This is a genomic window from Alloscardovia macacae, assembly GCF_002259705.1.
GTDB lineage: Bacteria > Actinomycetota > Actinomycetes > Actinomycetales > Bifidobacteriaceae > Alloscardovia > Alloscardovia macacae.
The window spans coordinates 21,033-35,096 of record NZ_MWWT01000006.1 but is presented as its reverse complement, the minus strand read 5'-3'; the positions used below and the strand labels follow the sequence as shown (position 1 = coordinate 35,096).

Here is a 14,064-nt window from a genome sequence, read left to right as displayed (position 1 = left end):
AGACCGCGCTGGGTAGTGGTTATGCCACATCTTTACACCATCCGTCAGGACTCGGAAGAATTGCCCTCAGCGCGTCTACCTCTCGAACGCCTTTCCGGCCGTCTGCACCTCGCGGAGCAATCCGCCGAGCGCCGGAAGCTGCTCAGCGCGGCACACGCAGTAAAACTCCGACGTGGCATCCTCGTCCAGAATCTTAATAAACGCGCGGCTCGGGTCCGGGCGGTGCTCTCCCGGCAGCTGCAGCGGATTATCCTCGTCCGCCATGGCGAGGAACGCGCTCGTGCTGAAGTAGAAGAAATCGCTCTGCGCGGCGATGGTATGAAAAGCCTTCGCGTCCTGCTGCACGAGAAGCTGCGAGGCCGGCAGATGCTGACGCACCACATCCATCCAGAAGCCGATGTCCGGCCGCAAAATGATGCTGTAGCCGTTAAAATCGCTAAAATGCAGGCTTTCGCGCTGTGCCAGCAGATGGTCTTTCGGCACGGACAGGTACAGCGTCTCGCGCAGCACAGGCACGCACACGAGGCCGCGCGCCTTCTGCTCGTCCGCGGACAGCGGTCTGCGCACGATGGTGAGATCCACGTGAGCGCCCGCCGCGCCTGCCGGTCCTTCCGCATCCGGCTCGATGGCCTGCAGGACCACGTCTTCGTCCTCCTCGAGCGCGGACTGGATGGTCAGATCCGGGTACGCGTTCGCGATGATCCGCTCGACGATAGTCAGCGGCAGCGGTGCGCACGAGAGGATAGAGATGCTACGCTGCTGGAGGTAGAACGCGCGGACGCGTTCGAGCATCTGGTCGTGCAGCTCGATGACGCGCTCGGCTTCCTGCACGGCGAGCTGTCCGGTGGCGTTCAGCGCGACGCTGCCGGAATTTCGGTCGAACAGCGAGACTTTAAATTCCGCCTCGAGTCTGTGCATGGTCCGCGTCAGCGACGGCTGAGACATGTGCAATTCTCGCGCTGCTGCGGAGAGCGTACCCTTGCGCGCGAAAGTGACGAGCTGACGGAGATCTGCAGTATTAACCATAGATTGAGTATAGCGTGTGTGGGTGTCTGTGGGGCAGGGGAAGGAGTAAAATAGAGGGTACAGAAGAGGGGCATACACACGAGGCACGGTGTGGAGGAGGTGCCTGCGTACTATGCCGTACGTTTTTTAACGGGGGAATCATGAAACCGGAGAAGAGAAGGACTGAACTGTACCCTACTGGTGGGGCATGGCTCGGCAGGAGGCTCGGCCACACCATCCTGCGCACTGCCGTGGCATTCGTGGTCACAGCAGCCATGCTCGTGCCAGCGCTGCCAGCTGTGGCAGATGAGGGGACGCCAGGAGGAACGCCTGCTGCGATGCCTGCTGCTCCTACGGCTCCTGCGGGGACGGGCACTGAAGCGCCTGGTGAGACGGGAAAGCCTGCTGAGGGCGAAAAGCCAAGCGAGGCGGATGAAAAGCCTGCGCCGGATGTGCAGCCGGGTGATCAGCCGAGCGAGCGTGATGCTGTGCCAGCGCCGGTAGCTGCGCCGAGCGCTCCAGCGGAGACGCCAGCAGTCGCTCAGCCAGCTGGGGCAGAGGCAGCTGAGCCGAGCGCGCCGAGCACCCCGAGCGAATCTAGCGCGGAATCGGCCGCTCAGCAGGATGTGTGGGTGGATGGTACGAACGGAGATGACTCTGCTACGGGTGCTGACCAGTCCACAGCGCTGAAGACCATGGCGAAGGCGCTCGAGGTGCAGAAGGCACATGCTGAGATAAAAACCATCCACATTACGGGAAGCTTTACAGGCTGGACGAAGGTGGAAGTGCCTCAGGGCGTCACGCTGCGCGTGGAGGGTGCAGTGAGTGTGGCGGGTAATCCGGGCGCGGCCATAGCGCTCACCTCAGGATCTCGTATGGAGTCCGCTGCCGGGGCATCTCTGAGCATGAGCTTAGGGGATGGGAACACCGCTATAGATATAGCGAAAAACGCTGTCCTGTCTGATGGTGACTATCACTTCACCTTCCCGAAGAATGGTTCTGCTTTTAGGCTCGTAGGGGACGTTCTCGGTTCTGCTGAAGGTGCTGTGAAGATGGACATCACGAATGGGTACTTCCAGAGCTATAACCCGGAAGGGCATCTGACTAACATGGTGCTGAACCAGCGCTATGACTCGGATAAGTGGCAGCTGTATGAGTTTAATGGTTTTACTGCTCAGAACTCTCAGCTGAACTTCTACAGGTTACCTTTCTATGTGAAGGGGCCGATGACGCTGGATAACTCGACCATGACAGTGGACGAGGGAGGAGTGCGCTACCAGACTGGATTCTACTTCGAGAATTCATGGAATGTGGGCGAACTCCACATCACGAATAAGTCCGTACTCGAAATAAAGAACTTCCATACCCACTGGCGCGCTAAAGGTCTCACCACGGGATACGGGAATAAGATTCGCGTCGATAATGGCGCTACCTTAAAGTTCAGGAATAATAATAACGGTGGCCTGAATATTAACGACGGTACTGCCATCTTCGAAAACGGTGGAACGCTCGACAGTGCTGAGCACTCAGGTGGGCAGTTTGGTGTACAGAAAGGCTCTATCCAGTTCCTCGGAGATTCGGTAGTAAATACTCCTGGAAAGGCAGATGCAGATAATGGACTCGGACAGGCTGGTACGGGTCAGTACATCGTGACGGGTGGCTCACATCTCGTCAAGTACGCTCCGGGATACCAGTCTGGACAGGCTATCCCGACGAATGGTGAAGCGAATGGGAATGAGAAGCTGTACCTCTTCACCCTCGCAGACACTGCTACGGATGTCCTCAGCCCTGTAAATAAGCTGGGTGCTCCGTATGAGTATAAAGTAAAGAATGCATCTGCAGATGGAAAGAAACACGTATGGGTTCCATCAGCGCACGTGTCCTTTAAGCTGAATAACGGAAACGCTACCTTTGCAGACGGCTCGAAGGGTACGAAGAGTGAGCAGACTATTCGTGGATATAACCTCGGTGTAGTCGAAGGGAATACTGAAGTCGGCACTCCAGTGGACTCCACAGGAGTGAAGTTCCTCGGCTGGTATTATAAGGATGCACAGGGCGCGGAGCAGCCATTTGACTTCGCGACCACGACGTTCACTGCAGATACAGATGTGTATGCGAAGTGGGATGCGAAGACCATCGTCTACCATAACGGTTCTGGTGTGGATTATATCCAGAGCGTGGTGGCTTCGGAGACTTCCGCATCCGTACTGTCCTATGAGGATGTCGCTAAGGCTGTGGAAGGCTTCACTCCTGCCGGAAAGACGTTTAGCAAGTGGACGAAGGGATCGAGCGCATCGAGTGGTGAGCTTAAGCCTGGAGATACACTCACTTTCAGCGAGAAGGAAACTCAGCTCGATGTGTATGCGCAGTTCACGGATAACGTGTATCGTGTAGCATTCTCCGCGCGCGGTGGCACCTTCGATAAGACGAGTGTCTTTAAGACGCATCCAGATATCTTTACCATAGAGACCGACCCACTGTACGGTGGTGAAGTGGCTGTGGTAAAGGCTGGTGCGAAGTATAAGCAGAAGCTCAGTGAGATACTGGGCGCTTTCGAGCGTAAGGATATCACTCCTACCGCTGCAGCTATACGCCGTGCAGGGTATGTACTCAGTGATGCGTCGAACTGGTATACGAATCCGCAGGGTACAGGAAAAAAGGTGAGTTTCGAGCCAGTATCCTTCTTCGGAATTACCCTCAGCGAGGGAGATGATCCGGCATACACCGCAGATGCGACGTATTACCTTTCCTGGGAGGATGACCCGAAGGTTCCTACGGTACAGGAGGACATCTCTGTGCCAGGAGCTGTCACTGGAGATTCGGAAATTGGACAAAAAGACAGCACGCAGCCGCTGAAAGTGGATGTATCGACGAACGGTACCTTCAGCATAAGCCGCACGAGTCAGCTCGATGCACTCAAGAAGAAGATGCTGGCTATCCATGAACAGTATGTAGGAACCGCCGACGATAAGATTTCTCTGACAGACCTGCAGACTCAGCTCACGTATATCTTCACGCTTCCAGACCATGTGCAGGCACCAGCAGAAGTGAGCGCACAGAGTGTGAAGCTCGACCCTGAAGGCATGGGCGAGCTCTTCGAAGTCAAGGATGCGCAGGCTAAGGGAAAGACCATTACGGTCACTCTCGGGCTGAAGAAGACATACCGAACGTATGCGGACTTGAAGAAAGCACTCACAGATACAGCATCAGAAGAGACGGTACTCGAGCCAGTACGTTCTGCATTCCGAAGCATGCTTCGCGCTGCAGAGGATACGAATGACGCGGATCCTACAGCCTCCGTATCTGCTGATTCGCTTACCGTCACCGTCCCAGATGTTACTGTGGATGGCTCTAGTGTGCAGAATGGTGATGAACTTCCAGTGACGAGTACTGTCACAGGCTCATTCGGCGTGATAGCGGATGATGGCACGACTGTGGATGGCACGACTGTGACGAGGTTCCGCTCCACTCTGGCATCCGATGAGGAGACTCTTACCGTCCTCGTGAAGAAGCCATACGAAGGCACGCTCGGTGCAGACATGCTCGCTGCTGTGGAATCCGGTGCTCAGGACACTACAGCGAGCGCTCCGCTCAGCGTGACGCAGGGCTCGCGCGTGAGCGTGACCGGCACCATAGACACCACATCCATTAAGCAGCAGATGTCTGCCATTGAGCAGCAGTTCGGGAATCCTGCGGATCTGTCCTCCATAGCACTTTCAGAGATGTCCTCCACCTTTACAGCGAGGATCACTCTGCCAGAAGGCATGGAGCTGCCTGCGAATCTGAAGGCTGAGGATATACAGCTGAGCGGTTTCGCGGATACCTTCGCTGTATCTCCTGAAGGTGGCGTTCAGCTCTCCGAGGATAAGCGCACCACCACCATCACGCTGAAGCTGAAGGACGGCATAACGAACTACGCGCAGCTGAAGGATGCTGTAAACGCTGTAGCAGATACCATGAAGCTCACCATTCCAGGCATTCTCATTCAGGACAGTGTGGAAGATGGAAAGCTTCTCACGGTTAAGGGAACCATTCAGGGCACATTCGACGCCGTGGCCACCTCTTCGAACGGAACGGGCACGGAGAAGGACTTCTCCTTCCTGTGGACTGGACGTCAGACGGAAGCGGGGAAGGACTCTGTAGCTCCGAACCTCGAGACCATCCAGGTTACGTTCGCCACACCTGTTCCGCTGGATCTGAAACTGCCAGCAGACATGCTGTCTGTGAGCGACGCGGCGGATAAGACCACACTGAATACCGAGCATGACGCGGTCTATCCAGTCTTCGCTGGAAAAACACTAGACATGGTGGGCGCTGTAAACGTCCAGAGTATCCGCGACCAGATGAGTGAGATAGAACACCAGTTTGGAGACCCAGATGGTTCCACCATCTCTGTGGACATTAAGGGCTTTAAGTTCACCGCTGAGTTTACTGTGCCTGACGGCATGGAGCTGCCAGCGGCTACGAGCCTGACTCCAGAAGCGCTGAACTCCGCTACGCAGTACTTCGGTTCCGGATTCGTGGTCACGGATGTGAGCGTGGGCGGCGCAGACGCGGCAGATGCAGACTCGAGCGCTGAAGCAGGCTCGAACGCACGTACTGTCACCGTCACCTTCGGTCTGAAGGACGCGTCCGCCATTCATACATACGCGGATCTGCGCGCCGTGGTGAATGCTGCAGGCACGGGAGAAGGCGCCCGCGCCGGCTGGATGTACGTGACTATACCAGGCGTGCACGTGCCGGAAGGCACAGCCGCGGGCACCCAGCTGACCATGCACGGCACCGTCCAGGGCACGTTCCGCGCGCTCGCCACCTCGCAGTCGGGTACCACGAAGGCGTACTCCTTCCGCTGGACTGGTGAGCAGACTGCTGAGGGTAAGGATGCGGCGGCTGGCGCGGAGGATAATTCCATCCGCTTCACCGCTGTGGTTCCGGGAGTGCTTTCGGGCGCTCTGCCAGCAGACATGCTCTCCGGTACGAATACCGAGCACGCGGAGATGTATCCTGTCTTCGCTGGCTCGAGCTTCGACCTGACCGGTGCGGTGGATACCACGCGCATTAAGCAGCAGATGGCTGAGATAGAGTCTCAGTTCGGGAATCCGTCTGACCTCGCTGGCATCTCGCTGAGTGACCTTTCGTCCACGTTCCGCGCGAGCATGACTGTTCCTGCAGGCATGGAGCTTCCGTCTGGGCTGGACGCGTCTGCCCTGAAGCTGGATGGTTTCGCGGATACGTTTAGCGTGACGAGTGCGGCGCTTTCGGCAGATGGTCGTCGCGTGGATGTGACGCTGGGCTTGAAGTCTGGTATATCCAATTATGCTCAGCTGAAGGCTGCTGTAGATGCTCTCGGCGATACGATGCGCATTACCGTGCCGGGTGTGAAGGTATCTGCGGATGTGAAGCCGGGCGATACACTGACGGCTACGGGAACGATAGATGGCGACTTCGCCTCCATCGCCACATCGGCGAGCGGCACGCGTCGAGCCTTCGCATTCCGCTGGGCAGGTGAGCAGACTGCTGAGGGTAAGGATGCGGCGGCTGGCGCGGAGGATAACTCCATCCGCTTTACCGCTGTGGTTCCGGGAGCGCTCTCGAGCTCGCTTCCTGCAGACATGCTCTCTGGCACGAATACCGAGCATGACGCGTACTACCCAGCCTATGCGAATGAGCTCGTCGACCTGAGTGGTTCTGTAGACACGACGCGTATTAAGCAGCAGATGGCCGCGATAGAGGAGCAGTTCGGGAATCCGTCTGACCTCGCTGGCATCGCGCTGAGCGAGCTCTCGTCCACGTTCCGCGCGAGCATCACGCTTCCGGAAGGCCTGAGCTTCACGCAGACGTCGTCTGAAGCGCTCGCGTCTGCTCTGAAGCTGGATGGTTTCGCAGATACGTTTAGCGTGACGAGTGCGGCGCTTTCGGCAGATGGTCGTCGCGTGGATGTGACGCTGGGCTTGAAGTCTGGTATATCCAATTATGCTCAGCTGAAGGCTGCTGTGGATGCGCTCGGCGATACGATGCGCATTACTGTTCCGGGTGTGAAGGTGTCTGCGGATGTGAAGCCGGGCGATACACTGACGGCTACGGGAACGATAGACGGTGACTTTGCGTCCATCGCTACCTCGGCATCGGGCGAAGCGCGTAAGGCGTTTGTCTTCCACTGGACTGGCGAGCAGACAGCTGAAGGACGTGACTTCGGTATTACCGATGACGCAAATAAGGCCATCAGCTTTACCGTTCTCGTGCCGCGCACCGCTCCTCAGACACTGGCCGGTGACTTGGTCACAGGCACAGACTCTACCGAGAAGGCTCCAGCCGAGGTAGAAGTGGGTGCCACTGTACCACTGACTGGGCGTATCCATACCGCGGATATCAAGGAACAGATGAGCGCGATAGCATCTCGCTTCGGTGACTCCGTGGATCCTACAAGCATAGGTGTAGATATCCGTTCCGTCGGTTTCACTGCCACGCTTACCCTTCCTGAGGGAATGACATTCCCAGAAGGACTGAATAAGGAAGCAGTGCAGGCGGAAGGCTTCGGTTCTGCATTCGCTGTGGATACCGTCACGCTGGATTCCTCTCGCCGTGTTCTCACGGTGACCTTCACTGTGAAGGATGCAGCATCGCTGGATACGTATGCGAAGCTGAAGGCAGCAGTGGATGACACGAGTGAGTGGTTGAACCTCACAGTACAGGATGTTCATGTGTCTGATGATCTGGCAGCCGGTCAGTATCTGACGGTGACGGGTACGGTAAACGGTACATTCGCTGCTGTGGCCACGGCGACGTCCTCGCCAGCTGCAGGCGAGCGCCGCGAAGCATTCGACTTTGCCTGGACAGCGCGTCAGTGGCCAGATGGTACGGATGCGTACACCGCCTCGACGAATGATGGTGGCATTCGCTTGACTCTGCTGACCACGAAGAAGCCAGTGCCGGACCCTGAGCCAGATCCAGATCCAGATCCTACTCCGACACCGGACCCGACTCCGACTCCTGAACCAGAGCCTCAGCCTGAGCCAAAGCCAGAAGTGGTAGTCCCTCCTACGGATCCTTCTACTCCAGAAGAACCAAAGCAGGTGCCTACCCAGCCTCAGCCGGCACAGCCGCGAAAGCAGGAGAAACCTGCTGCGCGTCTGGCCCGCACGGGCGTGGCTGTTATGGTGATGGTCGGTGTCGCTTCAGTGGCAGCCTTCACAGGTATGGCACTAGCAGTGAAGGGACGTCGTAGCGTGAAGCGTTAGGCTGAGCGATACCGTATATCCCGACACTGATAAAACTTACGCCGAATATGTAGCCATTTTTCACTTCCGCAAGGGTCTGAAATGGCTACATATTCGGCGTAAGTTTTTTATCTGTTTAATCTCGGGTGACGCCACTCACCCCTCGCCACTTACTTCGCGCTCGGCAGCCAGAAGCTCGTCACATCCTTCTTCAGCTCCATCTGAGCTGCCACTGCTTCGTCGAGTAGGTCGAAGGGGAGAGACAGACTCAGTGGCAGATTTACTGTCTTCTTCAAGCATTTATATCCTCGCTCGCTAAAAGCCGAGCGGAGCTGCTCGAGTACAGGCACTTCCGGTGCGAAGCTCAGGTGCTTACTCGAGGCGGAGAATCCCGCGATAAAAGTTCCATGATGGGTGAACATAGGCTGATTCCACGCTATGCGCGTCTCGAGCTCCGGATGTGTGGCGCACATCCAGCTGAGCACCTCGCGCAAGAGTTCACGTGTTGTGTCCGGAACGCGCGACCCCTCGAGGTATTCAGCAAAATCATCCGGAAGAAAATCCATATCTGTCATACCTCGCAGTATACCAAGCGGTACAGTAGTGAAAAGGTTCAGGATATAGAGAACAGAGAGGTGCACTGTGACCCAGTCAAAGCTTGACACAAAGCTCCACACCATATGGTCGGCCATTCGCCGCGTGCCCATGCTGTTCGTCACGCTTGCCGTCCTCGTAGCGCTCCTTCTCGTGCCGTACATCGTGCCCTACACCGTCCCATACACCGCGCCAGTCATCCTTCCCGGACACGATTCTGCTGCAGAGTCCACCCGCATCCTCCTCGTCGCTGCCCTCGTTCTCGCGACCGTGGCTGACACGCTCCGCGGCATGATCGCGGACATTCGCGAAGGGCATGTGGGGCTGGATATCCTCGCCGTCGTGGCCATCCTATCCACGCTGGCTGTGGGCGAGTACTGGGCGTCATGGACTGTGGTGCTCATGATTTACTCGGGCGCGGCCATCGAAGAGTATGCTGAGCGTTCGGCGCAGCAGAACCTCACCACACTGCTTGCCGCCGTTCCGCAGGTCGCGCACGTGCTCAGCACTACCAGCGCCGTCAGCGCCCACGCAGCAGAGGCGAACACCGCAGAGTCCCACACCGCGCGAGACCTTCCCGCGGCAGACGTTCAGGTCATGGACGTGCTGCAGGTGCTGCCGGGCGAGACTGTTCCGGTCGATGGCGTGCTGCTGAGCGATCGCGCGGTGGTGGATCTGTCCATGATTAACGGCGAACCGCTGCCTCGTACCGTTCTGACAGCTCAGCGCGTGCCCTCTGGTGCTGTCAATGGCGCCGCCGCGTTTACCATGCGTGCCACCGCCCGCGCCGCGGATTCGCAGTATCAGCGCATCGTCGCGCTCGTGGAGTCTGCGCGCAGCTCGCGTCCGCAGGTCGTGAAGACCGCGGATTTGCTCGCTGTGCCGTTTACTGTTCTCGCTTTTGCCATCGCGGGCATCGCCTGGTTCGTCAGCGGAACGCCGCTACGTTTTGCGCAGGTCCTCGTTCTGGCCACGCCGTGCCCGCTTCTCATCGCAGCTCCGGTCGCGTATTTGGGCGGCACATCCCAACTTTCCGCTCGAGGTGTCCTCATCAAAACGCAGGACGTCATCGAGCAGTTGACCCGAGTCACCCACATATTCTTTGATAAAACGGGCACGCTCACAGTAAAGCAGCCACGCGTTATTCGTGTGGAGCGCACTGCCGCACATACAGCCATTTCTGACGCTCTTCTCCTCGCCGCCGCAGGCGCGGTGGAGTCCTACTCCATCCACATTCTCGCGCGGGGTATCACGCGAGCAGGCGAGCAGGCGCGCTCGCAGCTTACCACCGAAGAACTCGAGCTGCTGAATCCCGAGCACATCTCCCACGTGGTCGAGCACAGTGGTCTCGGCATCTCAGCTCAGATAGATGGTCATACTATCCGCATAGGGCGTGAGGCTTTCGTGACCCAGAACAGTGAAGACGAGGGTTTCGCGCGCGCCGGCCTGCGCCGAAACCAGCGCCAGCATCATCGTGACCTCGAGCCGTCCTCCATGGCCGCATACGTGAGTCTCGACGGTGAGCTGCTCGGGCGCATTATCCTCGCAGATACGGCTCGGGATGAGGCGAGGAAGACAGTGGAAGAATTGGAAAGCATGGGAAAGCAGATCTTTATGCTCACGGGAGACGGGCCGGATGCCGCACGCGCTATCGCGCACAGCGTGGGCATCGCGGACGAGCGCGTGCACGCGGCGCTACTGCCGGAGGGCAAGCAGCGCATCGTGCAGGCCACGCGCGGCGTCACGCTCATGGTGGGCGACGGCGTGAACGATGCGCCGGTGCTCGCCAGCGCGGACGTGGGCGTGGCGCTGACGGACGGGTCGAGCACGGCAGCGTCCGAAACGGCGCAATTGGTCATCATGAACGACGACCTGTCCGCGCTGCCGGACGCCATCCGCATCGCTCAGCGCACGCGCACTGTCATGCTCCAGGCGGTGCTGCTCGGCCTGAGCCTCGCGGTCGTGGGCATGCTCGCGGCGGCGTTCGGCATGGTGCCGGCCGTGGTGGGCGCGTTCGGGCAGGAAGCCATCGACGTGGTGTCTATAGTGTGGGCGCTGACGGCGGTGCGGAGTCACGCATGATGGATGAGATCGATGAGGCTCGAGATGCCGCCGGGGTTGATCGTTTCCTCGGCTAATGCCTCGTCGATAAGCGCATGCATAGCGTCTGTATCTGGGGTAAGCATGAGAATCCTCTCTCAGAAAACTATGTACCTCCTACTGTACCGCTCAGCAAGTAGATTTAAACTATGACAGTAGCCACTCCAGAGAGATACTCCGCCATGCTCGCCGCAGCACGGAACGGGGGATACGCGTATCCAGCCATTAACGTCACGAGTTCGCAGACGCTGAACGCCGCATTGCAGGGCTTCGCCGATGCCGAGTCGGACGGAATTATCCAGGTATCTGTGGGCGGAGCAGCGTACTTGAGCGGGCAGCGCGTGAAAGACCGCGTGGTCGGGTCGCGCGCTTTCGCGGCCTACGCGCGCGAAGTGGCGAAGCAGTATCCAGGCATTACTGTGGCTTTCCATACTGACCACTGCGCGGAGCAGTACCTCGGCGAGTGGGTCGATCCGCTGCTCGACCTCGAGATAGAGCAGGTGAGCCGCGGCGAGGAACCGCTGTTCCAGTCGCACATGTGGGATGGTTCCACGGTGCCGCTCGGGAGGAATCTCGAGATAGCGCAGCGCTTGCTGGAGAAGTCGGCACGCGCGCATACGGTGCTCGAGATAGAGATAGGCGCTGTGGGCGGCGAAGAAGATGGGCATAGCGCGGAGATTAACGAGAAACTGTACTCCACGCCGGACGATGCTCTGCGCGTGGTGCGTGAGCTGGGGCCGAGCGTGGGCGCTTCGGGCTCGGGCTCGGGTGCGGACGGCGCGGACGGTGCGGGTTCGGACGGTGTGGCGCGCTACATGGCGGCGTTCACCTTCGGAAACGTGCACGGCGCGTATAAGCCGGGCGTAGTGAAGCTGCGACCGGAGCTGCTCGGCGAGATTCAGGCTGCCACGGATAACGCGTTCTACCTCGTCTTCCACGGTGGCTCCGGCTCGCGCCCGTCGGAGATAGCTGAGGCGGTGCGTCATGGCGTCGTGAAGATGAACATCGACACGGATACGCAGTACGCTTTTACGCGTGCCATCGCCGGTCACATGATGACCAATTACGACAAAGTACTGAAGATAGACGGCGAAGTGGGCGAGAAGGGCGAGTACGACCCGCGCTCGTGGGGTCGCGAGGCTGAGGATTCGATGGCCGAGCGCGTCGTCGAAGCGTGCGTGCAGCTGGGGTCGGCTGGGAAGGCGCTGCGGTAGCTGCGTTCGGCGTGCTGGACGGGGCTGGGCTGGGGTGGGCGTCCGGAGAGTGCGTTGTTTGTAAATCGTCTCACTTTGCCCCTCTGGAACCTGCCGGCCTGGGGAAAAAATGAGACGATTTACAAACAACGCGTCTGCGCAGCTTCCGCGCCTTCGGGTTTCTCATTATCATCGTCATCAAGTCCGAGCCGTGTGACGACGTCCTCGAGAGGTGACGTAGGGAGCTCTCCGCGTCGTGCTGCAGCGACGTCGGCGAGGATGGCGCTTTCGTACGGGGTATGCATGATCGAGCCTTTCTTTATAAATACCGGGCTGCGTAAGCTGTGGATTATCTCAATTTTACTATGCGGAGGTGGCCTCTAGAGCTTTCTGTGCCTCGGGGGACCTCGTCTGGGACGTATGGAGTGCCCAGGGAGCGCGTTATGTGTAAGTCATCTCAGTTTCCCCTGCTAGCACCTGCCGCGAAGGGCAAAAAATGAGATGACTTACACATAACGTCACCGGACATCTCGCCCCCGCTCGCCCGCCCAGCCCCGACCCCAGCCCCCACACCCCCGCGGTAGACCTCTCGGAGTAAGGTCTATATGTACCAGAAATTACGGCAGCGGAGGACATCATGCCAGGCATTATTCTCGTAGGCGCACAGTGGGGCGACGAAGGTAAGGGTAAGGCGACCGACCTCATCGGTGGCCAGGTCCAGTACGTCGCACGCTTTAATGGTGGTAATAACGCAGGTCACACAGTGGTCGTAGGAGATGAGTCCTACGCACTGCATCTGCTGCCATCGGGCATCGTGAATAAGAATGTCATCCCTGTCATCGGGAATGGTGTGGTCGTAGACCCAGAAGTCCTACTCGAAGAGATAGAAGGCCTCGAGGCACGCGGAGTAGACTGCTCGCGTCTGCTTCTCTCGGACTCGGCACACATCATCGCTCCATACCATCGCGTCATCGATAAGGTGACTGAGCGCTACGCGGGCAAGCGCAAGATAGGCACCACGGGCCGCGGCATCGGCCCAGCATATGCGGATAAGATAAACCGCGTGGGCATCCGCGTGCATGACCTCTATAATCCGGAGATCCTCCACGATAAGGTCGAAGCCTCCCTGCATCAGAAGAATCAGATGCTCGTGAAGCTGTATAACCAGCGTGCCATCGACGTGGAAGAGACCGTACAGCACTTGCTCGAGCTCGGCCAGAAGATTCAGAAGTATGTGGCGAACACTGGCCTCGTGCTGAACCAGGCTCTGGACCGCGGTGAAGTGGTTCTCTTCGAGGGTGGCCAGGCCACCATGCTGGATGTGGATCACGGCACGTACCCATACGTGACCTCCTCGAATCCTACGGCGGGCGGCGCTTGCACGGGTACGGGCGTGGGTCCTACGAAGATTTCCCGCGTCATCGGCGTCTCGAAGGCGTATGTGACGCGCGTGGGTGAAGGCCCATTCCCTACGGAGCTGGAGAATGAAGACGGCGAGTGGCTGCGCGCGCAGGGGCACGAGTATGGCGTGACCACGGGCCGCCCACGTCGCTGCGGCTGGTTTGACTCGGTGGTGAATCGCTACGCCGTGCAGACGAATGGCCTCACAGACATCGTGCTGACGAAGCTGGACGTGCTCACGGGCCTGAAGAGCATTCCTATCTGCGTAGCGTATGACGTGGAGAACGCGGATGGCTCGCACACGCGCTACGACGAGATGCCGACCGACCAGGATGCGTTCGCGAAGGCCACGCCTATCTACGAAGAGATGCCAGGCTGGCAGGAGGACATCTCCCAGGTGCATACCTTTGAGGAGCTTCCGGAGACCACGCAGAATTACGTGCGCCGCCTCGAAGAGCTGTCCGGCTGCCGGATTTCGGCCATCGGCACGGGTCCGCAGCGCGACCATATCATTTCGGTGCACTCGCTGCTCGACTAGCTGAAAGACCGAGAGG

7 protein-coding genes are annotated in these 14,064 nt (G+C 58.7%); 4 read left to right on the top strand and 3 right to left on the bottom strand.

Features of this window, described 5'->3' with window-relative positions:
• Positions 1-75: 75 nt before the first annotated feature.
• On the bottom strand, positions 76-1,026 hold the full coding sequence (locus ALMA_RS05210) for a LysR family transcriptional regulator (RefSeq protein WP_094726680.1): 951 nt from the start codon (positions 1,024-1,026) through the stop codon (positions 76-78).
• Positions 1,027-1,166: 140 nt separating this feature from the next.
• Here ALMA_RS05210 and ALMA_RS08180 point away from each other — a divergent pair, with 140 nt between their 5' ends.
• Positions 1,167-8,243 (top strand): hypothetical protein, encoded by a 7,077-nt coding sequence (locus ALMA_RS08180; RefSeq protein ID WP_169712317.1) that lies wholly within the window; start codon positions 1,167-1,169, stop codon positions 8,241-8,243.
• Positions 8,244-8,392: 149 nt separating this feature from the next.
• Here ALMA_RS08180 and ALMA_RS05200 read toward each other — a convergent pair whose 3' ends face one another.
• Positions 8,393-8,797, bottom strand: coding sequence for an iron chaperone (locus tag ALMA_RS05200; RefSeq protein WP_148140266.1), 405 nt, complete (start codon positions 8,795-8,797; stop codon positions 8,393-8,395).
• Between the two features lie 130 nt (positions 8,798-8,927).
• Between ALMA_RS05200 and ALMA_RS05195 the strand changes: the two genes are divergently transcribed.
• A complete protein-coding gene (locus ALMA_RS05195; RefSeq protein WP_377866983.1) occupies positions 8,928-10,898 on the top strand; it encodes a heavy metal translocating P-type ATPase in 1,971 nt (656 codons plus the stop codon).
• A gap of 167 nt (positions 10,899-11,065) precedes the next feature.
• Entirely contained in the window at positions 11,066-12,130 is a 1,065-nt protein-coding gene (locus tag ALMA_RS05190) for a class II fructose-bisphosphate aldolase (RefSeq protein ID WP_094726676.1), read from the top strand.
• Between the two features lie 119 nt (positions 12,131-12,249).
• Here ALMA_RS05190 and ALMA_RS08145 read toward each other — a convergent pair whose 3' ends face one another.
• The gene (locus ALMA_RS08145; protein ID WP_158520660.1) at positions 12,250-12,414 is read right to left on the bottom strand and encodes a hypothetical protein; all 165 of its coding nucleotides are present in this window, start codon (positions 12,412-12,414) and stop codon (positions 12,250-12,252) included.
• A gap of 332 nt (positions 12,415-12,746) precedes the next feature.
• Between ALMA_RS08145 and ALMA_RS05185 the strand changes: the two genes are divergently transcribed.
• Positions 12,747-14,048: an adenylosuccinate synthase gene (locus tag ALMA_RS05185; protein WP_086107201.1), complete on the top strand. Its 1,302-nt coding sequence runs from the start codon at positions 12,747-12,749 to the stop codon at positions 14,046-14,048.
• The last annotated feature ends 16 nt before the right edge of the window (positions 14,049-14,064 follow it).